The sequence below is a fragment of the Cryobacterium sandaracinum genome, assembly GCF_004403415.1.
Classification (GTDB): domain Bacteria; phylum Actinomycetota; class Actinomycetes; order Actinomycetales; family Microbacteriaceae; genus Cryobacterium; species Cryobacterium sandaracinum.
The window spans coordinates 14,802-41,336 of sequence record NZ_SOGO01000007.1 but is presented as its reverse complement, the minus strand read 5'-3'; the positions used below and the strand labels follow the sequence as shown (position 1 = coordinate 41,336).

General features: G+C 67.2%; 25 protein-coding genes and 1 tRNA gene. 16 read left to right on the top strand and 10 right to left on the bottom strand.

Features of this window, described 5'->3' with window-relative positions:
• Positions 1–227: 227 nt before the first annotated feature.
• Entirely contained in the window at positions 228–428 is a 201-nt protein-coding gene (locus E3T25_RS01115) for a YdeI/OmpD-associated family protein (protein WP_134371647.1), read from the bottom strand.
• A gap of 453 nt (positions 429–881) precedes the next feature.
• Between E3T25_RS01115 and E3T25_RS01110 the strand changes: the two genes are divergently transcribed.
• From E3T25_RS01110 to E3T25_RS01090, 5 genes are all read left to right on the top strand, one after another.
• Positions 882–1,205, top strand: a complete 324-nt coding sequence (locus tag E3T25_RS01110) for a TFIIB-type zinc ribbon-containing protein (protein WP_104102983.1) — start codon at positions 882–884, stop codon at positions 1,203–1,205.
• A gap of 132 nt (positions 1,206–1,337) precedes the next feature.
• Entirely contained in the window at positions 1,338–2,519 is a 1,182-nt protein-coding gene (locus tag E3T25_RS01105) for a LolA family protein (protein ID WP_134371645.1), read from the top strand.
• A 10-nt stretch (positions 2,520–2,529) separates the two neighbouring features.
• Complete coding sequence (locus tag E3T25_RS01100) at positions 2,530–3,513, top strand: ABC transporter ATP-binding protein (protein ID WP_241980503.1); 984 nt, start codon at positions 2,530–2,532, stop codon at positions 3,511–3,513.
• Positions 3,500–4,381 carry an ABC transporter permease gene (locus E3T25_RS01095; RefSeq protein ID WP_104102992.1) on the top strand — a complete coding sequence of 294 codons (882 nt, stop codon included), beginning with the start codon at positions 3,500–3,502 and terminating at the stop codon, positions 4,379–4,381. The genes E3T25_RS01100 and E3T25_RS01095 overlap by 14 nt, the downstream gene beginning before the upstream one ends.
• A gap of 273 nt (positions 4,382–4,654) precedes the next feature.
• Positions 4,655–6,142, top strand: coding sequence for an amino acid permease (locus tag E3T25_RS01090; protein WP_104102995.1), 1,488 nt, complete (start codon positions 4,655–4,657; stop codon positions 6,140–6,142).
• Here the strand turns inward: E3T25_RS01090 and E3T25_RS01085 are convergent.
• The gene (locus E3T25_RS01085) at positions 6,139–7,365 is read right to left on the bottom strand and encodes a PucR family transcriptional regulator (RefSeq protein WP_134371641.1); all 1,227 of its coding nucleotides are present in this window, start codon (positions 7,363–7,365) and stop codon (positions 6,139–6,141) included. The two genes, E3T25_RS01090 and E3T25_RS01085, sit on opposite strands and share 4 nt — an antisense overlap.
• A 357-nt stretch (positions 7,366–7,722) precedes the next feature.
• Between E3T25_RS01085 and ald the strand changes: the two genes are divergently transcribed.
• Positions 7,723–8,841 (top strand): alanine dehydrogenase, encoded by a 1,119-nt coding sequence (gene ald, locus E3T25_RS01080; protein ID WP_134371639.1) that lies wholly within the window; start codon positions 7,723–7,725, stop codon positions 8,839–8,841.
• A gap of 258 nt (positions 8,842–9,099) precedes the next feature.
• On the opposite strand, the gene E3T25_RS01075 is transcribed toward ald, so the two are convergent.
• The 5 genes from E3T25_RS01075 to E3T25_RS01055 all read right to left on the bottom strand — a co-directional run bounded on the left by E3T25_RS01075 (position 9,100) and on the right by E3T25_RS01055 (position 14,576).
• A complete protein-coding gene (locus E3T25_RS01075; protein ID WP_134371637.1) occupies positions 9,100–9,789 on the bottom strand; it encodes a TetR/AcrR family transcriptional regulator in 690 nt (229 codons plus the stop codon).
• On the bottom strand, positions 9,782–11,083 hold the full coding sequence (locus E3T25_RS01070; protein WP_104103007.1) for an ABC transporter permease: 1,302 nt from the start codon (positions 11,081–11,083) through the stop codon (positions 9,782–9,784). The genes E3T25_RS01075 and E3T25_RS01070 overlap by 8 nt, the downstream gene beginning before the upstream one ends.
• Positions 11,080–11,802 carry an ABC transporter ATP-binding protein gene (locus tag E3T25_RS01065; protein ID WP_134371635.1) on the bottom strand — a complete coding sequence of 241 codons (723 nt, stop codon included), beginning with the start codon at positions 11,800–11,802 and terminating at the stop codon, positions 11,080–11,082. The genes E3T25_RS01070 and E3T25_RS01065 overlap by 4 nt, the downstream gene beginning before the upstream one ends.
• Positions 11,803–11,996: 194 nt before the next feature.
• A complete protein-coding gene (locus E3T25_RS01060) occupies positions 11,997–13,667 on the bottom strand; it encodes a YhgE/Pip domain-containing protein (RefSeq protein WP_166785920.1) in 1,671 nt (556 codons plus the stop codon).
• A gap of 270 nt (positions 13,668–13,937) precedes the next feature.
• A complete protein-coding gene (locus E3T25_RS01055) occupies positions 13,938–14,576 on the bottom strand; it encodes an MBL fold metallo-hydrolase (protein ID WP_104103016.1) in 639 nt (212 codons plus the stop codon).
• Between the two features lie 55 nt (positions 14,577–14,631).
• Between E3T25_RS01055 and E3T25_RS01050 the strand changes: the two genes are divergently transcribed.
• From E3T25_RS01050 to E3T25_RS01005, 10 genes are all read left to right on the top strand, one after another.
• Positions 14,632–15,528 carry a diacylglycerol/lipid kinase family protein gene (locus E3T25_RS01050; RefSeq protein WP_134371631.1) on the top strand — a complete coding sequence of 299 codons (897 nt, stop codon included), beginning with the start codon at positions 14,632–14,634 and terminating at the stop codon, positions 15,526–15,528.
• Positions 15,529–15,584: 56 nt separating this feature from the next.
• Positions 15,585–15,657 (top strand) — tRNA-Glu (locus E3T25_RS01045).
• 238 nt (positions 15,658–15,895) lie between these two features.
• Complete coding sequence (locus tag E3T25_RS01040; RefSeq protein WP_134371629.1) at positions 15,896–16,921, top strand: TerC family protein; 1,026 nt, start codon at positions 15,896–15,898, stop codon at positions 16,919–16,921.
• 44 nt (positions 16,922–16,965) lie between these two features.
• Entirely contained in the window at positions 16,966–17,808 is an 843-nt protein-coding gene (locus tag E3T25_RS01035; RefSeq protein WP_241980501.1) for a PP2C family protein-serine/threonine phosphatase, read from the top strand.
• A 199-nt stretch (positions 17,809–18,007) separates the two neighbouring features.
• Positions 18,008–19,453: a 3-isopropylmalate dehydratase large subunit gene (gene leuC, locus E3T25_RS01030; protein WP_134371627.1), complete on the top strand. Its 1,446-nt coding sequence runs from the start codon at positions 18,008–18,010 to the stop codon at positions 19,451–19,453.
• A gap of 3 nt (positions 19,454–19,456) precedes the next feature.
• Complete coding sequence (gene leuD / locus E3T25_RS01025) at positions 19,457–20,065, top strand: 3-isopropylmalate dehydratase small subunit (RefSeq protein WP_104103024.1); 609 nt, start codon at positions 19,457–19,459, stop codon at positions 20,063–20,065.
• Between the two features lie 98 nt (positions 20,066–20,163).
• Complete coding sequence (gene murA / locus E3T25_RS01020; RefSeq protein ID WP_233191550.1) at positions 20,164–21,486, top strand: UDP-N-acetylglucosamine 1-carboxyvinyltransferase; 1,323 nt, start codon at positions 20,164–20,166, stop codon at positions 21,484–21,486.
• Positions 21,487–21,619: 133 nt separating this feature from the next.
• Complete coding sequence (locus E3T25_RS17225) at positions 21,620–22,315, top strand: lysophospholipid acyltransferase family protein (protein WP_241973097.1); 696 nt, start codon at positions 21,620–21,622, stop codon at positions 22,313–22,315.
• A gap of 19 nt (positions 22,316–22,334) precedes the next feature.
• Entirely contained in the window at positions 22,335–23,432 is a 1,098-nt protein-coding gene (locus E3T25_RS01010) for an NAD(P)H-dependent glycerol-3-phosphate dehydrogenase (protein WP_104103030.1), read from the top strand.
• Entirely contained in the window at positions 23,335–24,453 is a 1,119-nt protein-coding gene (locus E3T25_RS01005; protein ID WP_134341768.1) for a D-alanine--D-alanine ligase family protein, read from the top strand. The genes E3T25_RS01010 and E3T25_RS01005 overlap by 98 nt, the downstream gene beginning before the upstream one ends.
• A gap of 28 nt (positions 24,454–24,481) precedes the next feature.
• On the opposite strand, the gene E3T25_RS01000 is transcribed toward E3T25_RS01005, so the two are convergent.
• The 3 genes from E3T25_RS01000 to E3T25_RS00990 form a co-directional block, all read right to left on the bottom strand.
• Entirely contained in the window at positions 24,482–24,709 is a 228-nt protein-coding gene (locus tag E3T25_RS01000; RefSeq protein ID WP_134371621.1) for a sulfurtransferase TusA family protein, read from the bottom strand.
• Positions 24,710–24,744: 35 nt separating this feature from the next.
• Positions 24,745–25,803, bottom strand: coding sequence for a YeeE/YedE family protein (locus E3T25_RS00995; RefSeq protein WP_104103039.1), 1,059 nt, complete (start codon positions 25,801–25,803; stop codon positions 24,745–24,747).
• Positions 25,804–26,016: 213 nt separating this feature from the next.
• Positions 26,017–26,532 carry a DUF3515 family protein gene (locus tag E3T25_RS00990; protein WP_134371619.1) on the bottom strand — a complete coding sequence of 172 codons (516 nt, stop codon included), beginning with the start codon at positions 26,530–26,532 and terminating at the stop codon, positions 26,017–26,019.
• Between the last annotated feature and the right edge of the window lie 3 nt (positions 26,533–26,535).

Sequence of the window (26,535 nt, the reverse complement as noted above, 5' to 3'; positions counted from 1 at the left end):
GGCCGCAGAAGACTAGGAAAGTTCGAAACAGCGAATAGCTGTCTGCCCTGAGCCCGTGCCGCTGCGCACTGGCAGATCACACGGACGCGGTCATCGTCGACGGACAGGCCTGGTTCGGAGAGCAACGCCCGAAGTCCTTCGGGAAATGGTTCGATTGAGTCGACCGCGTTGCAATGGTGGTCCGTCTATTCGCTGCTTTTGGTTCGTCGCGGATGGCACGTCGACTGTCAGGCCGATGGGGAGAAGGCGTCGAGGGAGTGACGTGCGATCGGGTTGCAGTCGAGGGCGTTGCTGAGATCTTCTGGTGCCGCGGGCGCGTCGATATCCCTCATCGTGTTCCACGCCCCGGTCGCAGTGGCGACGTCGACCAGCTGAGGGGTGTGGTGGTCGTCGATCTCTCGCCGTTCGCCATCGCTCCATCCGAACACGTCAAGGTGGTCGAAGACGACTTCGTCGTTGATGGATCGTCCGGGCGCGGCCTTGAGGAAGGTGACCAGCCAGACGGGGTCCTGCCGGGCGTAATATCCGGTCTTCGCGTCGGCCAGCCCGACTGAACACGAGCGCGACGGCGGAGGAGAGGCTGTTCATCATCCGCGGAGCGCCGAGTTCGGTCTCGAACCAATTCGACGGAGATTCTCGTGTGAAACTGCATTTCGGCGGATTTTCGGCAAATTTTGGCAAAATCTCCGTCGAATTCGTTCAGGACGGAGTTGTCCATCCGTGAAACCGTTACCGCCGAAAGTGATTGGTGCGCACTCCCCTCACACCACCGCGAGCGCCCGTGAACATCCATAGGGACGATTTCTGTCATCCGACGACTCTCAGGATCAGTCCGGTCGGGCGTCTAGGATCGAAAGTCCACGACGTCCTGGAGGAATCTTATGAAGTGCCCAAATGACTCAACCACCCTCGTGATGAGCGAACGCAGTGGTGTGGAAATCGACTACTGCCCCGAATGCCGCGGCGTGTGGCTGGACCGCGGCGAACTCGACAAGATCCTCGACCGCGTGGAAAAGGAAGCCGCCCAGGCAGCGCCGGTCCCACCGGTCGCCGGGGCACCGGTTCAGCCGTATCCGGACACCCGCAACCGCGCGCAGTACGGCGAGCGCGACCGGAGTTATGACGACCGAGACCGTGGCTACGACAACCGTGACGGGTACCGTCCCAAGAAAAAGGAGAACTGGCTCGGCGAACTCTTCGGTTAGACGTTCGCGGGCTCACCCGCTCACGGCTCGGCGTCTCTATTTGTGAGCAACCTCCCAGCGGGATTCCGAGCCGACTGTCAGAGCCCCGGCGTAGCATCAGGATATGAATCGTTTCGGAACAGGTCGTTGATCATGTCACGCAATTCAACCAAGTGGCTTCCCGCCATCGTCGTCCCGGTTGTCATCGCCGCCGGTGTGATTGCTGTACCTCTGCAGGCCGGTGCAGCCGTCGATCTGCCCGACAAAACGCCCGAGCAAGTGCTACTCATGGTCAGTGACAGCACCATCAGTGCGTTCTCCGGCACCGTCGAGAAAACAGCCGAGCTGGGACTACCCGACATCGACCTGAGCGCCGGCATGTCCGAGTCCATGAGCGACTCGATGGCCGAATCCGCACCGGAAGGTACGACCGAACCGGGGGCGGCGGCCACCGGAGCGCTCGCCTCCGTGATGGAACTCTTCAGCGGCTCGCACACGGCCCGCATTTATGTGGACGGCAGTGACTCCGACGGCCCCGCGAAAGCCCGCGTGCAGATCCAGGACCGCATGGCCGAACGCAACGTGGTGAGTAACGGTACGGATGTCTGGACCTACGACTCCGAGACCAACACCGCCAGCCACCTGACCATCCCCGCCGACGCCCGGGCCATCGCCGAGGCGAAGTTCGCCGAAATAGTTGACTCTGCCCCGGCCGGCCTGTCGACGCCCTCGCAGGTTGCCGAGCGCTTTTTGAGCGAGATCGACCCGAGCACCACCGTCTCGGTCGGCACCGACGGCACCGTGGCCGGTCGCACGGCCTATGAGCTGGTGCTCACCCCCAAGACCACACGGACCCTGGTCGAATCGGTGTCGATCTCGGTCGACTCTGAGACGGGGGTGCCGCTGCAAGTCACCGTGCGCGCCGACGGCCAGGAAGACCCCGCTCTTCAGGTCGGCTTCACCGCCGTCGACTTCAGCACCCCGTCCGCCGATTTGTTCGACTTCAGCCCGCCAGCCGGCACCACCGTCGAAGAGGTCGCCCTTCCGGTCATGCCCGAGATGACCGAGATGCCCGCCGACCAGGCCAAGCCTGAGATTCCGGCTGAGAAGCTTCCCCTCGTGACGGGAAGCGGCTGGGACGCCATCGTCGAAGTGCCCGCGGCATCCGTTCCGTCCGAACTCAACGCCAACCCGCTCATGTCGGAACTGGCGACCGCGGTCGACGGTGGGCGACTATTCTCAACAGCCCTGGTCAACGTGTTTCTCGCCGATGACGGCCGTGTCTTCGCCGGATCCGTTCCGGTGGAGATGCTCCAGGCCGCCGCCGCCCAGTGATCACGACACAGTGACAGCCGCAACCCCGGCTCCCGATCTCGCGATCGAGAGCCGGGGTCTCACCAAGCGCTTCGGCGAGCAGATCGCCGTGAACAAGATCGACCTGGCCGTCCCGCGCGGAGCGGTCTTCGGATTCCTCGGGCCGAACGGCTCCGGTAAGACCACCAGCATCCGCATGCTGCTCGGCCTAACCCAGGCCAGCAGTGGGCAGATCAGCGTGCTGGGGCAGAGCATGCCCGACAGTCTGCACGCGGTGCTGCCGCGCGTGGGCGCCCTCGTGGAGGGACCGGCGTTCTACCCATTCCTCTCCGGAGCCGCCAACCTGCGCCGGCTCGACACCGCCGACCGCAACGCGCCGTCTAGCACGCGAGGCGCCCGGGTCGAGCAGGCGCTGGCGCGCGTGGGCCTGACCCACGCCGCCGGCAAGAAGGTAGCTGCCTACTCGCTGGGCATGAAGCAGCGCCTCGGCATCGCCAACGCGCTTCTGCAGCCGCGCGAGCTGCTCGTGCTCGACGAACCCACGAACGGGCTTGACCCGCAGGGCACCCGCGAGGTGCGCAGCCTGGTGCGGTCGCTCGCGGCCGAGGGCACCACGGTCTTCGTCTCGAGCCACCTGCTCGCCGAGGTGGAGCAGATGTGCACTCACGCCGCGGTGATGAGCGGCGGCAACCTCGTGGCCCAGGGCACGCTGGCCGACCTGCGCCACGTGGGCCAGACGCGGGTCCGCGTGCGCACACCGGATGCCGCCGCGGCCGCAGCCGTGCTGACCGGCCTCGGTCTGGCACCCGTGCACAGCGACGTGCCGGAGCAGGATCCCTGGGTCGCGGCTCCGCTGCCCCGAGAAATGTCGGTCGACCTGACCGGGCAGCCGGAGTCCATCGTCACGGCTCTCGTCGCCGGTGGCGTGCGCGTGCGCGGTTTTCTGATCGAGGAATCCAGCCTGGAAGAACGTTTCGTGGCCCTGACCGGAGAAGGTTTCGATGTCCTCCAATAGCGTGGCGAGCTCGAAGGTGTCGGGCAACGGCGTTCCGAGCAGGCGCCGATCAGCCGGACCGGCCCTGCTCGGCTCCGAGCTAACGGTGCTGTTCCGCCGCCGCCGCACCTGGGCGATGCTGGTCGCCATCGCTCTCATCCCCATCCTGCTCGCCGTCGCCGTGCGGCTTTCGTCGGAGACCTTGGCACCGGGAGAGGGCCCGCCCTTCCTGGACCGGGTCACCCAGAACGGCCTGTTCGTGGCGTTCACCGCCATGATCGTGGCCATCCCGTTGTTCCTTCCGCTCACCATCGGCGTCGTCGCCGGCGACACCATCGCGGGGGAGGCCGGGCAGGGCACCCTGCGCTACCTGCTCGTGGCCCCGGCCGGGCGTTTGCGCCTGCTACTCGTCAAGTACGCCGGCGTCGCCGTGTTCTGCCTGGCCGCGACGTTGACCCTTGCGGTGGCCGGGACCCTGATCGGGGCCGCACTGTTCCCGGTCGGGCCGGTGACACTGCTCTCGGGCGATGTGATCAGCGTGCCGGAATCGCTGCTGCGCTCCGGGCTGATCTCGCTCTACGTGACAGTCTCACTGCTCGGCTTCGCGGCGATCGGGTTGTTCATCTCCACCCTCACCGATGTTCCCGTGGGGGCGATGGCCGCCACGGTCGTGGTATCGGTCGTCGTGCAGATCCTCGACGTGCTCCCGCAACTGTCGTGGCTGGATCCGTGGCTCTTCAGCCACTACTGGCTGGGCTTCGCCGACCTGTTGCGGCAGCCCATGGACCTGGGCTCGTTCGGCGACAACGTGCTCCTGCAACTGGGCTACATCGCCGTGTTCGGTACCCTGGCCTACGGCCGGTTCTCCACCAAAGACATCTTGTCCTGACCCTGTGTCCGGTTGGGATCACCACGCCCGAACAGCCGACGACGTTTGGCCCGCGGATGCTCGACACCTGTCGATCAGGTCTGGCCCGCGGCCGCGGGGTGCGGGCTGGGGTGCGCCTCGGCTGCCACCCGGGTTCGGGGGACGCCCGCCCGAGGACGTAGCGTTGCTACTTCAGAACCCGAGTCGGGCCGCTTCACAACCGTGAGGCCCCAACGGGTTGACACGGTCGTCCTCTGGGTGGCTGCGTCTGTGCCGTTTTGAGGAAGAAGCCCCATGCCTGAACGCACCACCGCGGTACCCGGAACCTCACCTACCGGGGCCGCAGCCCGAGACTCGCACGCGGATCCGAGCCTTGCTCGCTCGCTGAGTCGGCGGCACATCCAGATGCTCGCCATCGGCGGCACGATCGGAACCGGGCTATTCATGGGCGCCGGCAAGACCATCTCCCTCGCCGGGCCGGCCGTGATCTTCGTCTACATGATCATCGGCTTCATGCTTTTCTTCGTGATGCGGGCCATGGGCGAGATCCTGCTGTCCAACCTGAACTACAAGTCGTTCAGCGACTTTGCCGGTGACCTGCTCGGCCCGTGGGCGAGCTTCTTCACCGGCTGGTCATATTGGGCGTTCTGGGTGGTCACCGGCGTCGCCGACATCGTGGCCATCTCCGGCTACGTCGACGTGCTGGCACCGGGCACGCCGCTGTGGATCCCCGCGCTACTCACTCCGGTTGCGCTGATCCTGCTCAACCTGCCGAGCGTCAAGGCGTTCGGTGAAGCCGAGTTCTGGTTTGCGCTGATCAAGGTTGCCGCCATCGTGGCCCTGATCGGAACCGGCCTGGTAATGATCATTACGCACTTCACCTCCCCGTCGGGTGCCGTGGCCGGCTTCGAGAACATCTGGAACGACGGCGGGATGTTCCCGCACGGCGTCGCCGGCTTCGTGCTCGGCTTCCAGATCGCCATCTTCGCCTTCGCCGGAATCGAGCTTGTCGGCACCGCGGCCGCGGAGACGAGGGACCCGGAGAAGAACTTGCCCCGAGCCATCAACACCATTCCGCTGCGGCTGCTGCTCTTCTACGTGGGTGCCCTGGTGATCATCATGTCGGTCAACCCGTGGCGCACCATCGACCAAGGCAGCAGCCCTTTCATCGGCATGTTCGCCCTCGCCGGGCTGGGGGTCGCGGCCATCGTCGTCAACCTGGTCGTGCTCACCTCCGCCGCCTCGAGTGCCAACTCCGGCATCTACTCGACCTCCCGGATGGTCTACGGCCTCGCGCAGGACGGCAATGCCCCGAAGACCTTCGGCACGCTGAGCAGCCGCAAGGTGCCGAGGAACGCCCTGCTGTTCTCCTGCATATTCCTGCTGGCCGGGCTGGTGCTGCTGTACACGGGTGATTCCTTCATGGGCGCTTTCACGCTTGTCACCTCGGTGGCATCTGTGCTGACGATGTTCGTCTGGTCCATCATCATGGTCAGCTACCTCGCCTTCCTGCGCCGCCGTCCCCACCTGCACGCCGCCTCGAAATACAGGATGCCGGGCGCTCGGTTCATGCCCTGGGTCGTGCTGGCGTTCTTCGCCTTCATGCTCTGGGCCCTGGGCCAGGCTGACGACACGCGCCTCGCGCTGGTCGTGGCCCCGGTCTGGTTTCTGGCCCTCGGCGCCGCGTGGTACGTCAACCGCAAGGCGCCGCTGCAGCAGGCCCGGATCGTGGAGTGGAAGGCCGACGTTCAAGCAGAGAAGGCCACGCTCGTCCGGCGCTAGATCCGCGGCCGCCGCGACCAGCGGTCTGCCTTCATCGCGAGGTGCAGTTCCAGCCGCACCTGGCCGCCCAGCGGGTCAGCGCCGATCAGGGTGCGGATCTTCGCCAGCCGGTTGTAGATGCTGCTGCGGTGCAGGTGCAGGGCCGCCGCGACATCCTGAACCGACCCGTCGGTGTCGTAGAGCAGTTCCAGCATCGGAAGCAACTCGTGGTTGTCGTCGAAGTCCCGCAGCTCGGTGAAGTAGACCGATTCCACGGGGGAAAGGTTGCGGCTGCTGGCCGCGAGGAACTGGTAGACGCCGATCTGGCGGAAATCGGCGATGGTGCCCAACCGGGCGTCGACGGCGGCGGCCTGCACCGCTTTGCGGGACTGGATGTAGGCATCCGGGAACCGTCTGAGATCGGTGAACACCTCGCTGAAGCCCATCAGGTCGGGGCGTTCGGGGGTGCCGCCGCGCCGGGCGAGTTCGTACCGATAGCGGTGAAGCATCTCGGTGTGTGCCACCTTGCCCGCTGAATCGCGCAGCAGCACAACCGCGTGGGTCTCGGTGCCGGCGCTGAACCGGGCCGCGTCGATGCCGACCGTGGCGTGCAGCGCCGAGATCCGCTGGAGCAGAACGCCGGCGGCGAAATCGGGCGTGGCGTCGCCGCCGTCGGCCTGCTCGACGGGGCGGGGCATCAGGGTGGCGAGATGCCACGGGCCGGTCCCATGAATCTGCGGCCAGCCCGCGATCTCCTCGATGGCGGATGTCTCCGCCTGGCAGGCCGCCAGGAATAGGGCCTCACGTTGCCGGCGGTGCTCGGATTCGGCGGTGTTGCTGTCGAGCAGGGTCTCGGCCAGCCGGTCCAGCTGGCCGCGCACGGCGGGTAGCTCACGGAGGATCGCCTCCGGGGATTCGTCGTGCGACCCCTGCATCGCCCACAGGTAGCCGACCCGGAACCCCCGCACCATCAGCGGCACACAGACGCGGCCGAGCATGCCCAGCGCGGCGTTGGCGGGGACGGCGACGGGACGGACCGCTGTGCTGATTCCGTGCTGCAACTGCCAGGCGCTGACGTCGGCGGGCACCCTCTTGCTCAACAGGAAATTGACCCGCACGCTGTCGGCGAGCGGCTGGTCCCGGCTGTACGCCAGCAGGCCTCCGTCGAGATCCTCGAGCGAGAGGGCGCGGTCAAGGCCGGCCGCGAGGTGTTCGACCAGGTCTTCGATTTCCGCGGTTCTCATTGGCTCAATGTTAGGGGGCCGGAGCAGGCCGGAAACGGACATCAGGCGACGCTTGCCGGGTTGACGCGCGACAACTGTCGAGTGACAAAGCGGTTCTTCATTTCGGTAACCGGTGCGGTCCGGAGCGAAGCCGACCGGGATCACCAGGAAAACCCCTGAACGCAAGGCTTATTTATGCTGCGGTGGAGCCGTTGTCGGCATCGGTCTCCGCCGCTGGACCTCATGCCCGACGGCGGCGTGCGGTTCGGGCCGAATTGGTGGATTTAGTCTTGACCCCGCTGCGGTTCACTGTCGAAAGTGGCGCCGCAGCCCCCTGTCACAAGTTCAATTGAGCAGTACTGAGCAACGGAGTCGGCCATGATCATCGGTGTACCCAAGGAAATCAAGAACAACGAATTCCGCGTAGCCATCACAGCCTCGGGCGTGCACGAGTTCCTGGCCGCCGGTCACACCGTGTTGGTCGAAAAGGGTGCCGGCCTCGGATCGCACATCACCGACGACGAGTACCACGTGGCCGGCGCCGAGCTGGTCGACTCCGCCGACGAGATCTGGGCCCGCGCCGACATGGTGATGAAGGTTAAGGAACCGGTCGCTTCCGAGTACCAGCGCTTCCGCGAGGGTCTGATCCTCTTCACCTACCTGCACCTGGCCGCCGAGCCCGACCTCACCCGCGCCCTCGCCGAAGCCGGCGTCACCGCCATCGCCTACGAGACGGTGCAGACCGCCAACCGCGCGCTGCCGCTGCTGGCCCCGATGAGCGAGGTGGCCGGCCGACTGGCCGTGCAGGTCGGCGCGCAGTCCCTGATGGCCCCGGCCGGCGGCAAGGGCGTGCTGCTCGGCGGCGTGCCCGGGGTGCGCCCCGCGAAGGTCGTCGTGCTGGGCGCCGGCGTCGCCGGCACCAACGCGGCCGCCATGGCAATGGGCCTCGGCGCCGACGTCACGATCCTCGACATCAACATCGACCGGCTGCGCCAGCTCGACGCGCAGTACCAGGGCCGGCTGAAAACCGTCGCGTCCAACTCCTACGAGATCGAGAATGCCGTGACGGATGCCGACCTGGTCATCGGCTCCGTGCTGATCCCGGGCGCCAAGGCCCCGAAGCTGGTCACCAACGCTCTCGTGGCGCGCATGAAGTCCGGCTCTGTGCTGGTCGACATTGCCGTGGACCAGGGCGGCTGCTTCGAGGACACCCACGCGACCACGCACGAAAACCCGACCTACCGCGTTCACAACTCGATCTTTTACTGCGTCGCCAACATGCCCGGCGCCGTGCCGAACACGTCGACTTACGCGCTGACCAACGTCACCCTGCGGTACGCCCTCTCACTGGCCAACCTTGGCGTGAAGGCGGCGCTCGAGCGCGATGACGCCTTGGCCCTCGGCCTGAACGTCGCCGCCGGAGCGGTCACGAACCGTTCCGTGTCCGAAGCCCACGGCCTGCCGCTGGCCGACTGGCGCGAGCTCGTCACCGCGTAGCGCCGCGAGCGTTCCTGGCCTGCCGCCGGTCGAGCAACCGGTGGTCGGGCTCGTCGAGAAGCGGCGACCCGACGTCCGGAGGCTCCCGTTCGGCGCTCGGGCTCGTCGAGACCCGGTGCGCCACCCCGCGCTAACTTCGGAGATTTTCGCATGACGCCGCTCAGCCGGGCGCGAAAACCGGGGTTTCCCGAAAATCTCCGAGATTACGTCACGATGGATGCCCGTTGCGGGCACTGCGACGCTGCGGCGCCCGTTAGCTTAGCGGGGCGCCGGAACAGCCGTCCCCGTCAGGCGCTGCACCAGGGCGAGGGAGTGGTGCAGTAACTCGCCGGGGCTGCCGGTGAAGCCGCCGGAGAACCACTTCTGCATCGAGTAGCGCATGACACTGCCCGCGAGGGCGACGACCATTCTGGCCTCGTCGGCCAGATCGGGGGTGCCCGTCTCGGTGCGCCCCTGGACGTGGAAGCGGTCGAGGACCAGCTGCACCAGATGCTCCTCCAGCTCCGCGATGCGGGACGTCTCCCCGGTGAGGAGTTCCGGGGTGCGCTCGATCAGCACCCTGCGGCTACGGAGAAGTTCCGTGTCGGGGGAGTGGTCGGCCACGGCGGCAGCGATCATTTCGACGAGGTCGCCCAGCACGTCCCGGCCGGTGCCGTGCACGAACGCCTGGTGCTCGGCATCCGTCGGCTGATGCGGCGCGCCGCCGAGGAACGCGCCGTCCTTCGTGCCGAAGTAGTTGAAGAAGGTGCGCGGCGAGACCACGGCCGCCTCGCAGATCATGTCGACCGTCACCCGGTCGTAGCCGTGCTCGAGCGCCAGCGAGATGGCGGCCCGCTCCAGCGCCGACTGGGTGGCCGCGCGCTTGCGGGCGCGCAGCCCCAGGTCGGCGGCGGGGCCGGCCGGACCGGGGCCGTTCGGGCCCGCACCGCTCGGGCCCGTGCTACTCATACCGCAGGGCGTCGATCGGGTTCTGCCGCGCCGCGGCCCGGGCGGGCAGGGTACCGGCCAGGAAGGCGATCAACATGACGACGCCGATGATGATGGCGATCGAACTCGGCGCGAACTGCACGACCTGAAGTCCGGGCAGGTTCTCGAACACGGTCGTAGCGAGGATGTTGCTGATCACCGAACCGACGCCCACCGCAACGAGCGCGCCCAGGGCGCTGCCCAGGAAGCCGATGAAGACGGCCTCGGTGCTGAACAGAGCGTAGACACGGCCGCCGTTCATGCCCATAGCCTTCATCAGCCCGATCTCCCGGGTGCGTTCCTGCACGCTCATCAGCAGCGTGTTGATGATGCCGAAGCCGGCGGCGATCAGCGCGATCACGGCGAAGGCGTTGAGCACGCCGATGATGACGTTGATCACGGTTTCGAACGAGCCGATCTGGTCCGCGACGGTCTGCGAGGCGTAGCCCTGGTCGGCGAGGTCGGCCTTGATCGCGACGATCTCCTCGTCGGAGGCGTCCAGGTCGAACCGGGCGGTCGCACTGGCGTAGCTCTGTGGTGCCCCGGCGGGGGTGCCGGCGAGTTCGACGTCGTGCAGCCGGTCCGTCAGCGGCTGGTTGAGGCCGGCCCCAGCGCCAAGGATGGTCTCGTTCTGCACGCCGACGATGGTGGCCGGAACCTGCTGCGGGGTGCCCGCGAAATCAGTGATGCCGATGGAGACGGTCTGGCCGATGGCCGACTCCGGGGTACTGAAGCCCAGCGCGTCGAGGTAGGTGGTCGGCAGCAGAAGCTGGTCGGTGGCGCTCTCGTTGTCCAGTTGAGCCCCGGCCGCCAGGTCGGCCGTGGTGAGGGTGGCGGGCGCGTTCACGGTCAGCTCGAACTTTCCGCTGCCGTCGTACTCGATGAAGTCGGGCGTCACCTGCACCGCCGGGTCGACGCCGAGGATGCCGCTGGTGGCCTTGATCGTGTCGAGATCGGCGTCGGTGAGCGCCTGGATGGTGCTACCGGGGCGCGAGCCGTTGCCCAGGCTGATCGTGGTGGCCTTCTCCGGGTCATACGCCGCCGGTCCGTCGCTCTCCGTCGCCGCGGCGTCGTCGGTCTTGGAGACCGTGAGCACATCCGCCGCACCGATCGCCGAGACCTGGCTGTTGATGTAGCTCGTCACCCCGGTGCCGATGCCGCTGGTGATGGTGAGCGTGAACGCGCCGATGAAGATGGCGATGACGGTCAGGCCGGTGCGGAGCTTGCTGCGAAAACTGTTCGCGATCGCGGATGTGATGATGTCGACGAATTTCATGCGCGCGCTCCCTCGGGCTTCGAGATGGCTTCAGGAGATCTGGTGATGTCCTCGATCCCGTCCCGGATGAAGATCTGGCGGTCGCAGCGGGCAGCGAGATCGATGTCGTGGGTGACGATGATGAGCGTGATGCCCTTGTCCTTATTGAGGGAGAAGAGGATGTCCTCGACGACGGCTCCGGTTGCCGTGTCGAGGTTGCCGGTCGGTTCGTCCGCGAAGATCACCTTCGGGTTGTTGACCAGGGCCCGGGCGATGACCGCGCGCTGCTTCTGCCCGCCGGAGAGGTTCATGGCCTTGTTCTTCGCCTTGTCGGCCAGCTCCAACTGCTCCAAGGCCTTCATTCCGCGCGCCCTGCGCGCCTTCGGGCTGACCCCGGCTATCTTCAGGGGGAGCACGACATTCTCGAGCACACTCGCATTGGCGGTGAGGAAGAACTGCTGGAAGACGAACCCGAAGTCCTGGTTGCGAAGCCGGTTCACCTCCTTGCCCTTGAGCTTCTTCGCATCCGTTCCCTCGACCAGCAGCGCGCCGCTGTCCGGGGCGTCCAGCAGCGCCAACAGGTGCATGAGCGTGGACTTGCCGGACCCGCTCTTGCCGACGATGGCGACGGATTCACCGGCGCGGATGTCGACGGAGACTCCCTTGAGCGCGTCGAAACGGTTCGCCCCGCTCCCATAGGACTTGCCGATGTTCTGGGCCGAGAGAACGGGAACAGTCATAGGGGCAGCATCCTTCGGGGGAGAAGTCATCGGGTCGCACGTGTGCAGAGCCATCAAAATTACAGTAGCTGCACCGATGCCGCGTCAGCTGGGTGCGCCCTGTGCAGGGGCGGTGCATCCCTTCTTTGGTTTTGGGCCGGACAAAGCGGGGCCCGGATCAGTGGATCCAGGCCCCGCGGCCTATCGGTTCTCGGTCAGCGCCCCATTCTCAGGCGGCGGACCAGCCAGACGGTTGCCCCTGCCAGGACCAATCCGATCAGGACCATGATCCCGGGAGCCGAGCGATGGAAGCTCAGCGTCTCGGCGCCATCGGCCAGCTTGCCTGAACCCGCGGCCACCTTGGCATAGCCGGCGCTCAGCTCGGCGGTGCCGGCGGCGAGCGTGTTCGCACCGTCGAGGAGCGTCCCGGATCCGTCCGACACCTTCTCGGTGCCCTCGGCCAGGGCAGTGGACCCGGTTTCGAGCGCAGTGGTGCCGGCGACCAGCGTGGACGCCCCCGCCGCGAGGGTCTGCGTGCCGTCGGTCAATGACCCGGCGCCGACCGAGATGCGGGTTGCGCCGTCGGCGAGACTCACAGCGCCAGTTGCCAGGGTCGTCGCTCCCGTGAACAACGACGAGGCGCCGGCGGCTACTCGGCTGGTGCCGCCCTGGAGGGAGCTTGCACCGGTGGAAACCACGCTGGTGCCGGCCGCAACCCGTTCGGAACCGGCGGTGAGGGCCCGCGTACCGACCTGGAGTTCCGAGGCCCCCGTCGCGACGGCACCTGTCCCCGCGGCCACCGCGGCAGCTCCGCCGGACACCTGGGCCGCGCCGGCGGCGAGGGTTGTGAGCCCGTCGCGCAGTTCTGCGGATCTCGTCTGGAGCACCTCAGTGCCCTCGCTCAGGGGCGTCAATCCGTCGCGGAGGACGGCCGAACCGTCCCGAAGGGCAACAGCCCCGGACTCAACCCCCGTGGTGCCCGTGTGCAGGCTGGAGGCGGCGGAGCTCAGCCCCTGGAGAGTGGCCAGAAGGGCGTCCGGGGTGATCGTGTCCGCCTCGACCTGGTCGGCCAGGGTGGCGAGTGCGGCATCCAGCCTCGTGGCTCCCGCAGCGACTCTGCGGGCTCCGTCGCTGAGCTCGGTCGCCCCCAGCGCGAGGGCCTCGGCGCCGCGCCGGGCCTGGTTCGTGCCCTGGGCGGCGGATGCCGTTCCAACGGCGAGCAGGACCGAGCCGTCGCGAGCCGTCCTGGCGCCGAGGGCAGCCTGGCCGGCGCCGGTGGCCAGGGTTGCCGCACCCGCGGCAACCTGCGTTGCGCCGGCGGAGACTTTCATGGCGCCGGTCCCTGTTGTGGCGACGCCGGCGGCGAGAGTCGCCGCACCGGTCGCAGCAGCTCCGGCACCGGCGGCGAGAGCGCTCGCTCCGCTGGCGGCGGTGGCGGCGCCGGCGGACAGCGTCTCCGCGCCCCGTGCGGCCGATTCGGCGCCGAGCACCAGCCTGGTGCTGCCGCTGACGCTCGTGAGTGCTCCGTCGAGGAGGGTGCCGGCGCCGGCCGAAGCGTTCGCCGCACCTGTCGCCAGGCTGATGGCGCCCGTGTTGGCCCGGGTCGCCCCGGCCTGGAGGTCGGTCGCACCGGCGGCCGCGGCGGCCGCGCCCTCCGACAGCGTCTCGGCGCCCACGGCGAGTTGTGCCGCGCCGCCGGTGACTTTCAGGGAGCCGGTTTCCACCGTGACGGCTCCGGTGGAGAGTTCTCCGGCGCCGCTGGCCAGCCGCCCGGTGGTCAGGAAGAAGAACGTCAGCAGCATGACCAGCATGAGGCTGAGCCCGGCCACAGTGGAGCGAATGCCAATGGTGCCTGGGCGGGATAGTGCACGGTCAGATCTCGTCATTGAGGCTCCTTGAAAGACGTGAGCAGGCATGCGGGCATGCCGGAACTCGCGTGGTGTGGTGTGCGGTGCGCGGTCAGACTCCGACGTCACGGCCGGTGGTTCACGGCCGTGCGGCACGGTGGCGCGCCGAAGTGACACGACCGTAGCAGTGGGGAGAAGCCACGAACCGAAGCCCGGAAAAGTTCGGGGCCAGGGCTAACGCATTCCGCGCTGACTATATATCGTTTGTGGGATTCCTACAGGGCTACCCCCCGAAAGGAGCGTCAAACATCACAGGTCAAGGGACTCGTTCGGCTCGAGCGGGAAGAACTCGCCGCCGTTCTGCTCGGTGGCCCACTGAATCCGGGCGTTGGACAGTTCCTTGCCACCCCGGGAGAGTCCCATTTCGTGGGTGGGGAAGGTGCGGCGCGGCTCGAGGGCCAGCACGTAGTCCATCACCTCGCTGATCTTGAGCCAGGGCGCGCCGGCCGGAACGGCGAGGGTCTGCACTGTCACGCCTTCCGGAATCGCAAACGAGTCACCGCCGTAGTAGAGCTCCTCGTCGACGAGTACGCCGAGGTTGTCGATCACCGGGATCGTTTTGTGGATGATGGCGTGCGTGCCGCCGAAGAAGCGCAGCCGAAACGGCCCGGCCTCCACGGTGTCGCCCGCGCTGACGACGGTCACGGGATAGCCGGCGGCGGCGGCCGCGACCCCGGCCGGGGCAAAGATCGCCACGTCGGGGTTCAGGGCGATGATGCGGTCCAGCTGTTCCGGGGTCCAGTGGTCGGGGTGCTCGTGGGTGAGCACGACGGCGACAGCTCGGGCGGTGTCGGTGAGCGGGCTCGTGAACGAGCCGGGATCGATGAATAACTTCTGGCCGGCCTTGTCAAGAATCAAAGCCGCGTGCTCGAGTTTCGTCAGTTTCATGGATTGAGCTAATACCCAATCCCAGAGCGCTGCAAGCTGAGACCATACTGGAGCGGTGCCTCCATGTCTTCACCTCGTCGTCGCCATCAACGCCGCCGCTTTCGGTCGCCGCAGGGACGTCGGCCCTCGGGTTGCCCAGGCCCTGGTCGTGGCCGGCCACCAGGTGACCAGTCTGAGCGCCCCCAGCTTCGACGCGCTTCGCCGCGACGTCCAGGGCGCACTGGTGTCGCGGGTCGACGCGCTCGTGGTCGTCGGCGGCGACGGGATGGTCAGCCTTGGCACCAACCTCCTGGCCGGTACGAGTCGATTCCTGGCCATTGTGCCGTGCGGCACGGGCAACGACCTCGCGCGCGGGCTGGGGATCCCGGTCGACGACACGGATGCTGCCATCCGTCACCTGCTCGATGCCCTCACCCGCCCGCCGCGGGCCATAGACGCCGCCCGGGTGCGGTGCGGCGACACGACGATCTGGTTCGCGGGCGTGCTTTCGGCCGGGTTCGACGCCGTGGTCGACGAACGGGCCAACCGGATGCGCCGGCCCCGCGAGAAGAGCCGCTACACCCTGGCCATCCTGCTGGTGCTGACGACGTTTCGGCCCATCTCCTACCGGCTGACCGTCGACGGCCGGCCACGCCGGATGCGGGCCATGCTGATCTCCGTAGCCAACAACGTGTCGATCGGCGGCGGCATGCGCGTCGTTCCGGGTGCGGTGATCGACGACGGCCTGCTGGACCTCTTCATCGTGGCCCCGCTGTCGCGGGCGGGTTTCCTCCGCGTCTTCCCGAAGGTATTCTCGGGCACGCATACAACCCTGCCGCAGGTGGAAATCACCCGGTGTTGCAGCATCCGGATCGACGCCGACCGGGTCGCCGCCTACGCCGACGGGGAGAGGGTCGGGGCGATGCCGGTGCAGGTCGACGTGGTACCCAAAGCCCTGCTCGTGCACGCCTGAGCCGCTCAGTTTGGTTTTAGCTATCGGCGTGTGGCATATTAGGTGAGTTGCAAAACGGCCCCATCGTTTAGCGGCCTAGGACATCGCCCTCTCACGGCGGTAACGCGGGTTCGAATCCCGCTGGGGTCACACCAGCCCGGTTTCCTTCTTTTCGAGGGGCACCGGGTGTCTTATTTAAGCGAGACCCCGGTAGACTCCACGGAGTGAAGGGGAGTATCCCCGTGCCCGTTTCGGGCACCTCGCCGTGAACGTCAACACGGGCCGCGGCGCAGGGGCCCGACACGGCGGTATCGATCCATCGATACGGGAGAGACTCTCAGGTTTCCTGCTGCCTCCAGCATCCCCTTCATTGAAAGGCTCTACGCGCATGGAAATTGCTCTCCCGCTCTGGTTTGAGATTGGGTCGCTCGTCGTCCTGACGCTCATCCTGGTTGCCGACCTCCTCATCGTCTTCAAGCGGCCGCACGTGCCCTCGATGCGCGAGGCCAGCCTGTGGGTTGCCTTCTACGTGGGACTGGCCCTGATCTTCGCCCTGCTGATGTTGGTCCTGGGCGACGCCGAGCACGCGGGGCAGTTCCTCGCCGGCTGGCTCACGGAGTACAGCCTCAGCATCGACAACCTGTTCGTTTTCGTCATCATCATGGCGAGGTTCTCGGTGCCCCGGAAGTACCAGCAGGAGGTGCTGATCGTGGGCATCATCATCGCGCTGGTGCTGCGCGGCATCTTCATCCTGCTCGGAGCCCAGCTGATCGAGAACTTCAGCTGGATCTTCTACATTTTCGGCGCGTTTCTTCTCTACACGGCCGTGCACCAGGCGGTCGCAAAAGAGCCCGACGTGGACGAGGCCGACAACGGGCTGATCCGTTTCCTGCGCCGACACATGAACATCTCGTCGACCTTCGACGGTTCGAAGTTGCGCACCCTGGTCGACGGCAAGAAGGTCTTCACCCCCATGCTGATCGTGCTCCTCGCGATCGGCACCACCGACCTGGTCTTCGCCCTCGACTCCATCCCGGCGATCTTCGGCATCACGCAGAGCCCCTTCATCGTGTTCACCGCGAACGTGTTCGCCCTGATGGGGCTGCGTCAGCTGTACTTCCTGCTGGGCGGGCTGCTCGAACGCCTCGAATACCTCAATTACGGGATCGCATTCATCCTGTTCTTCATCGGCGTCAAGCTTGTCTTCCATGCCCTGCACAACAATGAGGTCTTCTTCATCAACGGCGGCGAGGGCGTGGGCTGGGCTCCGGAGATCGACACCTGGACTTCTCTCGGGGTGATCGTGGTTTCCATGGCCGTGGCCACCATCGCCAGCCTGATCAAGGCTCGGCGGGATGCTCGCCGGCGCGGTCACACCCTCGCCGAGGAGATCCCCCACTTCGTCGAGGAGTGACATTCGCCGACGTGCCTCGCACGCACGCGAACACAGGAGCTGACGTGGTCTCGCAGAGTGAGAGCGAACTGGTGCTCCCCGCAACCCGTGCGCGGTTCGTGTTCAGTGCCCGGAGCGACGTCGGCCGCGAGCGCAAGGTCAACGAGGACAGCTTCCTGGCCCAGGCCCCGGTCTTCCTGGTCGCCGACGGCATGGGTGGTCATGCCCAGGGCGACGTGGCCAGCCAGACAGTCGTGCGGGTCTTCGAGGAACACATCGCCTGCGACGCACCTTCGACCCCGGAACGCGTGCTCGACGCCATCCACTCGTCGAACGATGCGGTGCGCGACCTCAGCGCCGTCGACGACTACGGCACCGCGGTGTCCGGTACGACGCTGTCGGGCATCGCGTTCGTCGACGCCGGCGACGACGTCGGCTTCCACTGGATGGCCTTCAACGTCGGCGACTCGCGGGTCTACACCTGGGACGGGCACACGTTGGCGCAGCTGAGCGTCGACCATTCCGCTGTGCAGGAGATGGTCGACGCGGGTCTCATTTCCAGTGACGAGGCGGAGCAGCATCCGGAACGCAACGTGATCACCCGCGCGATCGGCGCCGACGAGTCCGTGGACGCCGACGTGTGGCTGCTACCGGCGTCCGGGCGGCACACGTTCCTGATCTGCTCCGACGGACTGACCAAGGAACTCGGCGCGGCCGAGATCGCGAAGATCCTGGCATCCTATGACGGTGATAGCTTGCCCAGCCGTTCCCGCGCAGACGTGCTCGTCGACGCGGCTCTGGCCCACGGCGGACACGACAACGTGACGGTCGTCTATGTGGAGTCGGAACTGGGCAACCCCGAGCAGGACGACACCGCCGACACGGGCGAAGCAGCGCGCCACAGATAGAGTGACGTCGTGGACACAGCGGAAAGCACCCTCGAATGAGGGGCGTCAGGCAAAGCTCGCACACGCACAGTGTTAGCCTGTCAGGGTGCTGCTGCGTCGACTCCCTCTTCCCTGCCGCGACGAGTCCCAGTTCTGAGGCCTCTCTCGTCGTGGAGTTTCTGGTTGGCTGCATACCCATCGTTGAGGAAGACGCACACACATGACTGACGCACCACTGCTGGAAGAACGTCCGCGTACTCTGGCCGAAAAGGTTTGGGACAAACACCTCGTCGCCAAGGGCGAAGACGGCACGCCCGACCTGATCTACGTCGACCTGCACCTCGTGCACGAGGTCACCAGCCCGCAGGCCTTCGACGGGTTGCGCTTGGCCGGACGCCCTCTGCGCCGCCCCGATCTCACCATCGCCACGGAAGACCACAACACGCCGACCCTGGCGATCGACCGGCCCATCGCCGACCTCACCAGCCGCACCCAGATCGAGACGTTGCGGCGCAACTGCGAGGAATTTGGCATTCGCCTGCACTCGCTCGGCGACATCGAGCAGGGCATCGTGCACGTCGTCGGACCGCAGCTGGGCCTGACCCAGCCGGGCATCACCGTCGTCTGCGGCGACTCGCATACCTCCACCCACGGCGCCTTCGGGGCCATGGCGCTCGGCATCGGCACAAGCGAGGTAGAGCACGTGATGGCCACCCAGACTCTGCCTCTGACACCCTTCAAGACCATGGCGATCACCGTCGACGGCACTCTCCGCCCCGGCGTGACGGCCAAGGACATCATCCTCGCCGTGATCGCGAAGATCGGCACCGGCGGTGGCCAGGGCTACGTGCTCGAATACCGCGGCAGCGCCATCCGCGCCCTCTCCATGGAGGGTCGCATGACCATCTGCAACATGTCGATCGAGGCCGGCGCCCGCGCGGGCATGGTGGCCCCGGATGCGATCACCTACGACTACCTTCAGGGTCGCGCACACGCCCCGGAAGGCCAGGATTGGCTCGACGCGGTCGGCTACTGGGACACCCTCGCCACCGACGACGGCGCTGTGTTCGACGCCGAGGTGCTGCTCGACGCCGACACTCTCGAACCCTTCGTGACCTGGGGCACCAACCCCGGGCAGGGCGTGTCCCTGAGCGATACCGTGCCGGACCCGTCCGGAATCATCGACGCCAACGAGCGCTCGGCCGCCGAACGCGCCCTCGAGTACATGGACCTGGCGGCTGGCACCCCGATGAAGGAGATCCGGGTAGACACCGTCTTCCTCGGCTCCTGCACCAACAGTCGGGTCGAGGACCTGCGCGCCGCCGCCAACATCATCCAGGGCCATAGCCTGGCCCCCGGCGTGCGGATGCTGGTGGTGCCCGGTTCTGCGCGGGTGCGCATCGAGGCCGAGGCGGAGGGCCTCGATAAGATCTTCACCGACTTCGGCGCCGAATGGCGCTTCGCCGGCTGTTCGATGTGCCTCGGCATGAACCCCGACCAGCTCGCTCCCGGCGAGCGGTGCGCTTCCACGAGCAACCGCAATTTCGAGGGCCGTCAGGGCAAGGGCGGGCGCACGCACCTCGTCTCCCCGCTGGTCGCGGCGGCGACCGCCATCCGCGGTACGCTTTCGAGCCCGTGGGACCTGGTCCAGGATGGAGACGAGTAAGTAATGGAAAAGTTCACAACCGTCACGGGCATCGCGCTTCCACTGCGCCGCTCCAACGTCGACACCGACCAGATCATCCCCGCCGTCTACCTCAAGCGCGTCACCAAGACCGGCTTCGAAGACGCCCTCTTCGCCCGCTGGCGCGCCGACCCCGACTTCGTACTCAACAATCCGGCCTACGAGGGTGCCCGCGTGCTCGTGGCCGGCGCCGACTTCGGCACCGGCTCCTCGCGGGAGCACGCCGTATGGGCGCTACGCGACTACGGCTTCGACGTGGTCCTCAGCCCCCGCTTCGGCGACATCTTCCGCGGCAACTCCGGCAAGCAGGGTCTGCTCGCCGGCCAGATCTCCGAGGCCGACGCCCAGCGCCTGTGGGACATCATCGAGGCCTGTCCCGGAGTCGAACTGACGGTCGACCTCGTGTCGAGGACCGCCCGCGTGGGCGGCCTCACCGTTCCGTTCGAGATCGATGACTATACCCGGTGGCGCCTCCTCGAGGGCCTCGACGACATCGGACTCACCCTGCGCGATGAAGCGCGGATCGCAGAATTCGAATCCCACCGGGAGCCATGGCGGCCCCGCACTCTCCCCGCAAGGCAGGTACGTTTGTGAGCACCATCAGCGAAAACACCCAGGACCGTGAAGACGACCAGAACCGGTCGGACGCGCAGAACCGCGAGAACGCCCAGAACTGGGGCGCGGCCGTCGGGCTGCAGGGCGACCGGATCACCATCCGCGGCGGCATCCCCCTGGTCGGCCGGATCGAACTGAAAGGCGCGAAGAACCTGGTCACCAAGGCCATGGTCGCGGCCCTTCTCGGTGAGAGTCCCAGCACGCTCAAAAACGTGCCGAACATCAGCGACGTGCGCATCGTGCGCCAGCTGCTCGAAGTGCACGGCGTCAAGGTCACCGACGGCGCCGAGCCCGGCGAACTGCTGCTCGACCCGGTCGACGTCGAGAGCGCGCATTTCGCGGCGATCGACGCGTACGCCGGTTCCTCGCGCATCCCGATCCTGTTCTGCGGCCCTCTGCTGCACCGCCTCGGGGAGGCGTTTATCCCCGATCTGGGCGGCTGCCGCATCGGCGACCGCCCGATCGACTACCACCTGGACGTGCTGCGCAAGTTCGGCGCCGTCGTCGAGAAGCAGCCCAACGGCATCCGGATGTCCGCGCCCAACGGGCTCAAGGGCACCAAGGTATCCCTGCCCTACCCGAGCGTCGGCGCGACCGAGCAGGTACTCCTGACCGCCGTGCGCGCGGAGGGCATCACCGAGCTCAAGGGCGCGGCGATCGAGCCCGAGATCATGGATCTCATCAACATCCTGCAGAAGATGGGCGCCATCATCACGGTCGACACCGACCGGGTGATCCGGATCGAGGGCGTCGAGCGCCTCGAGGGCTACAACCACCGCGCCCTGTTCGACCGGAACGAGGCGGCCAGCTGGGCGGCAGCGGCCCTGGCCACCGACGGCGACATCTTCGTCGGTGGCGCACGCCAGCCCGAGATGTTGACGTTCCTGAACGTGTTCCGCAAGGTCGGCGGGGCGTTTGACATCGAAGACGACGGCATCCGTTTTTACCACCCGGGCGGCGACCTCAAGCCCGTCATCATCGAGACGGATGTGCACCCCGGCTTCATGACGGATTGGCAGCAGCCGCTCGTGATCGCCTTGACCCACGCGCACGGCGTCTCGATCGTGCACGAGACCGTCTACGAGCAGCGCTTCGGCTTCGTGGACGCTCTCGTCGAGATGGGCGCCACCATCCAAATCCACCGGGAATGCCTCGGCGGGCACCCCTGCCGGTTCGGCCAGCGCAACTTCAACCATTCGGCCGTGATCACCGGGCCGACGAAACTGACCGGCGCCGACATCGAGGTTCCCGATTTGCGCGGCGGCTTCAGCCACCTGATCGCGGCGCTGACCGCGAAGGGAACCTCCACCGTCAGCAACGTCGGAATCATCAGCCGCGGCTACGAGAACTTCATCACCAAGCTTCAACTGTTGGGGGCTGACTTCGATCTCGAAGGATAATGGGGCTGTGCCAGCATCCGATCCAGCGTCCGTGTCCGATCCAACGCCCCAGACCCACATCTCCCGTGACGTCGTGAACCCCGGGCGGGAGCGTTCGGAGACCCGGCGGCCATCCGTGTTCTGGGTGCTGGCGATGATGATCCTTCCGGTGATCAATCTCGCCGTGCGGTACAAGGTCACCGACGCCGCGAAGTTCCCCCGTTCGGGGGCGTTCGTGATGGCGCCCAACCACTTCAGCGAGATCGACCCGCTTCTGATGGGGGTAATGAGCTGGAATATGGGGCGCGCGCCCCGGTTCATGGCGAAGGCATCCGTCTTCAAAATCCCGGTGATCGGGTGGCTGCTGCACAAGTCGGGACAGATCCCGGTGCAACGCGGCGGCAGCGTGCGCGGCAGCGAGCCCGTGAAGGCGGCCGAGCGACTGGTCGAACGTGGCCAGATGGTCGTCGTCTACCCGGAGGGGTCGCTGACCCGGGACCCCGCGCTGTGGCCGATGCGTGGCAAGACCGGCGCTGTGCGGATCGCTCTCGAGCAGGGTATCCCGATCGTGCCGGTGGCCCACTGGGGAGCGCAGGCGATCATGCCGCGCTACTCGAAGCGGCTGAACCTATTCCCGCGCAAGACCGTGCTGGTCAAGATCGGTGACCCGCTCGACCTGGCGCAGTTCCGGGGCCGCAACCTCGACCCGGCGACGCTCAATGAGGCCACCACGCTCGTCATGGCCGCCATCACCCAGTTGCTCGAAGATCTTCGGGGTGAGACGGCGCCGTCCAAGCGCTGGAACCCGACCGAGCACGATCAGAAAGAGACCGGCCGTTTTGAAGCCTAAGGTTCAGCCAGGCAAACGGGTGGCCGTTCTCGGTGCCGGCAGCTGGGGCACCACGTTCGCCAAGATCCTGGCCGACGGCGGGGCCGACGTCGTGCTGTGGGCCCGCCGTCCCGAGCTCGCCCGCGAGATCACCGAGGCCCGGCGCAACAGCGACTACCTGCCCGGCATCAACCTGCCGGAGGGCCTGCGGGCCACCGCGAGGCTCGACCTGGCCCTCGCCGGCGCCGAGCAGGTGTTCGTATCGGTGCCGAGCCAGTCGCTGCGCGAGAACCTGATCCTGGCCGAGCCGTTCCTGGCTCCCGGCGCCATCGTGGTGTCGTTGATGAAGGGCGTCGAGCGCGGGTCCGGCCTGCGCATGAGTCAGATCATCGCCGAGATCCTGCCGATCAACCCCGACCTGATCGCGGCGATCTCCGGACCCAACCTGGCCCTGGAAATCGCCAAGGAACAGCCGACGGCGGCCGTGGTCTCCTCGAACAGCCTCGAGACCGCGCAGGCCGTTGCCATGCTGGCCCGCAACCGCTACTTCCGCTCCTACGTCAACACGGATGTCATCGGCACCGAATTCGGCGGCGTGCTGAAGAACCTCATCGCCGTGGCCATCGGCATCGTCGACGGCGTCGGCTACGGGGAGAACACGAAGGCGTCGATCATCACCCGCGGTCTCGTGGAGATGACCGATTTCGCGGTGGCCTACGGCGCGCATCCGGAAACGCTGGCTGGCCTGGCCGGCCTGGGCGACCTGATCGCGACCTGCCAGTCGCCGCTGTCGCGCAACAACACCGCCGGCCGGCTCCTCGGCCAGGGCTACGGCATCAACGACGTCGTCAAGCAGATGCAGCAGACCACCGAGGGTCTTGCGTCCGTCGGCCCCATTCTCGATCTCGCCCGCGCCAAGGGGGTGGACATGCCCATCGTTGAGCAGGTCCGCCAGGTGCTGGCCGGTACTCTGAAACCGCGGGATCTCGCCCCGCACCTGACCACGGACTCAGCGGAGCCGCAGGGCGAAAGGACGATTGATGACGAACAAGCTCACGGTGGCGCTGCTCTTTGGGGGTCGGTCAAGCGAACATTCGATCAGTTGCGCCACAGCGGGCGGCGTCCTGGCGGCGATTGACCGCGATCGCTACCACGTCATTCCGGTCGGCATCACCCGTGACGGAGCCTTCGTGCTCGAAGCGGATGACCCGGCCCGGTTCACATTGGACGCGGACGAACTGCCGGAGGTCTTCGACAACGGCACCCGCATCCGGTGGCCGGAGAGCAGCCTCAGCCGCCAGCTGACCGTCAGTGACGGCGCCGGCTATCGTTCGCTCGGTAACGTCGACCTGGTCTTCCCGATCCTGCACGGCCCGTTCGGCGAGGACGGCACCGTGCAGGGGCTACTCGAACTCGTCGGGCTGCCCTACGTGGGCTCAGGCGTGCTCGCGTCGGCGCTCGGAATGGACAAGCACTTCACCAAGACCGTCTTCCAGCAGGCTGCCCTCCCGGTCGCCCCTTGGCGTACCATCACCGCCGGCGATTGGGCCGAGGCTCCCGGGATGGCGTTCGCGGCGGCCGAGGAGCTCGGGCTGCCCGTGTTCGTGAAGCCGGCTCGTGCAGGGTCGAGCGTGGGCGTGAGTCGGGTGTCGACCCTGGACCAGCTCGCCGAGGCGATGCGGGTTGCTCTGCTCGAGGACAGCAAGGTTCTGATCGAGGCCGGGCTGCGCGGACGCGAACTCGAGATCGCGGTGCTGCAGGGGCGTCCTGGGGAGCCGACGCGGGCATCCGTCGCCGGCGAGGTGCGGGTCACCGGGCGGGACTTCTACGACTTTGCCGCCAAGTACCTCGGTGCGTCCGGCATCGACCTGGTCTGCCCGGCCGACCTCACCTCCGAGGAACTCGCCCAGATGCAGGCCCTGGCCATCCGCGCGTTCGACGCGATCGACGGCGCCGGCCTGGCGCGGGTGGACTTCTTCCTCACCGATGACGGCTGGGTGATCAACGAGATCAACACCATGCCCGGGTTCACCCCCATCTCGATGTTCCCGAGCTGCTGGCTGGCCAGTGGCTTCACCTACCCGCAGTTGATTGATGAGCTGATCGAGGTGGCGATCGCCCACCGCGCCGCGCCGGCCGCGCTGCACCTGGCGGTCTAGCCGCCCAGCCGCGCGCCCGGCGCGGCGATCAGACCTTCTGCACCGTGATGGTCCAGTGGGCGTCCCCGACGCGATCGAAGTGGGTGACCGGGTAGCCGCTCTCCGCCGCCCAGCGTGGCAGGGCGTCCGTCGCTTGCGTGCAGTCGAAGTTGATGGTGAGCTCGTCGCCGAGGTCGAGCTTCTCGATTGCGGCTCCGGCCTCCACGAGCGGGAACGGGCAGACCTGACCGTCGGTCTCAAGTACGTACTGTGCCATGTCGGGCTTCTTTCTCCTGGTTGGCTGCGGGGTTGCTACTGGTTGGCCGGAACGCGAGCGGGGGAGACCCCTACCCGCGCGGACCCGGTGATGAAGAGGCGCGTCGCGGCGCCGGTGCCGATGATCATGAACACCAGCGCCACCCAGCCCTGGAGGCCGAAGGTGGCGGTGTCGACCATGCCGTTGCCGATGGTGCAGCCGCCGGCCAGGCTGGCTCCGACGCCCATCAGCACCCCGCCGAGGATGCTGCGGATGGTGGTGGTGACATCGGGCAGCCGCACCCGGAACTCGCCGCTGCCCTTGGCTGCGATGAACGAGCCGAGCAGGATGCCGATCACCAGGTACACTCCCCAGTCGATCAACTGGGGATCGCCGCGCACGAGGTAGTTGACGATGTTCGAGGACGGCCCGGTGATACCGAGCCCGGACTCGCGCCCGGTTGCCCAGCTGAGCGGCCAGGCGAGGATGGCGAGCGGCGCGATGATCAGGGCGGTGGTGAACGCGCCCCATTTCTTCTCGAACAGGAGATGCCGGATGCCGCTCGTGCGGGCCGGGAGCGACGCGACCGGCAGGGACGACCGCAGCCGCAGGTGGTGCCGGGCGAGCAGGCCGACGCCGGTAACGAGCACCGCGACCAGCACCCACGGTGAGATGCCGAGGACGCCGTGGATGGTGGAAGCCTCCACGGTGATACCGCGCAGCGCCGCGACCGGAGCGGACAGCGCGCCCGTCTTCGAGATGGCGGAGAAGAGGGCGTAGAAGATCAGGGCGAACCAGCTGCCCACCAGACCCTCGCCGGCGCGATAGTAGGTGCCCGTGGCGCATCCGCCGGCCAGCACGATGGCGAACCCGAAGATGAACGCACCGATGATCGTGGCCAGCCAGGCGAAGGGCTGGGGGTCGAGGGTGATCACACCGGCAGCGTCGAGGGCGAAGACTCCCACACTCTGCACCGCGATGACGATCAGAAAGGCCGTCAGCCAGCGGGTGCTGCCCGTGAGCCACAGGTCCCGGAAAGCGCCGGTGACGCAGAACCTGCCCCGCTGCATGGTGAAGCCCAGGGCGACGCCCAGGCCGAGTCCGGTGAGAAGCATGTCGTGTCCCCGTCCATCAGAGGCCGCACGCCGTGTGACGGCGACTCCCCAGCGACGTTACGGGCCGGCCGGCGGCGCTGCTCCCAGACGTCGCGGCATAACGAAATGAGACGTAACACTTGACAACTCCGTACCCGCACTCGTCCGTGCGGCCGCAACCCCCGAAAGCTGTCGACTCGGGGCAGCAGGACGGCGGGGCGGCAGGGTGGCGGGCTATGGAGCGGGCGCCACCGTCTCGCCGTCGGTCGGCAGCAGCAGGTCCGCGGCGCCGAGGCACTGGCCCGTCGCGGGGATGTTCCCCACGGCCTGCGCCAGGTCTACGAGCACCGTGGACCCGCTGACCTTGTCCGAGTCGATGACCAGTTCGGTTGCCGGGTCACGGCCGTAGGTGGTGTAGCGGTAGAGCGGGGCATCCGAGTCGTCTTCGATCCAGTCGATGCCGTTGACCGTGAGGCAGGGGAGCGTCGTCGGTGGGGGCACGGCAACGCCGCAGTGCAACAGGACCGCGCTCGGGGTGCCCCACGCGCCCGTGGCCTGGGCGTTCGTCTCACGTTCCGGAAGCGAGGCCACCGAGGTCGGAAGGCGAACGATGAGGTCGGCGCAGGTGGGATTGACGGCATCCGCGGCCGGTTCCAGCGGCACGACCACCGTGCAGCCGGTGAGGAGCACGGTACCGGCGACGAGCGTGAGCGCGAGGCCGGTGTGGAGGAAACGGATGCGGGGAGTCATTGC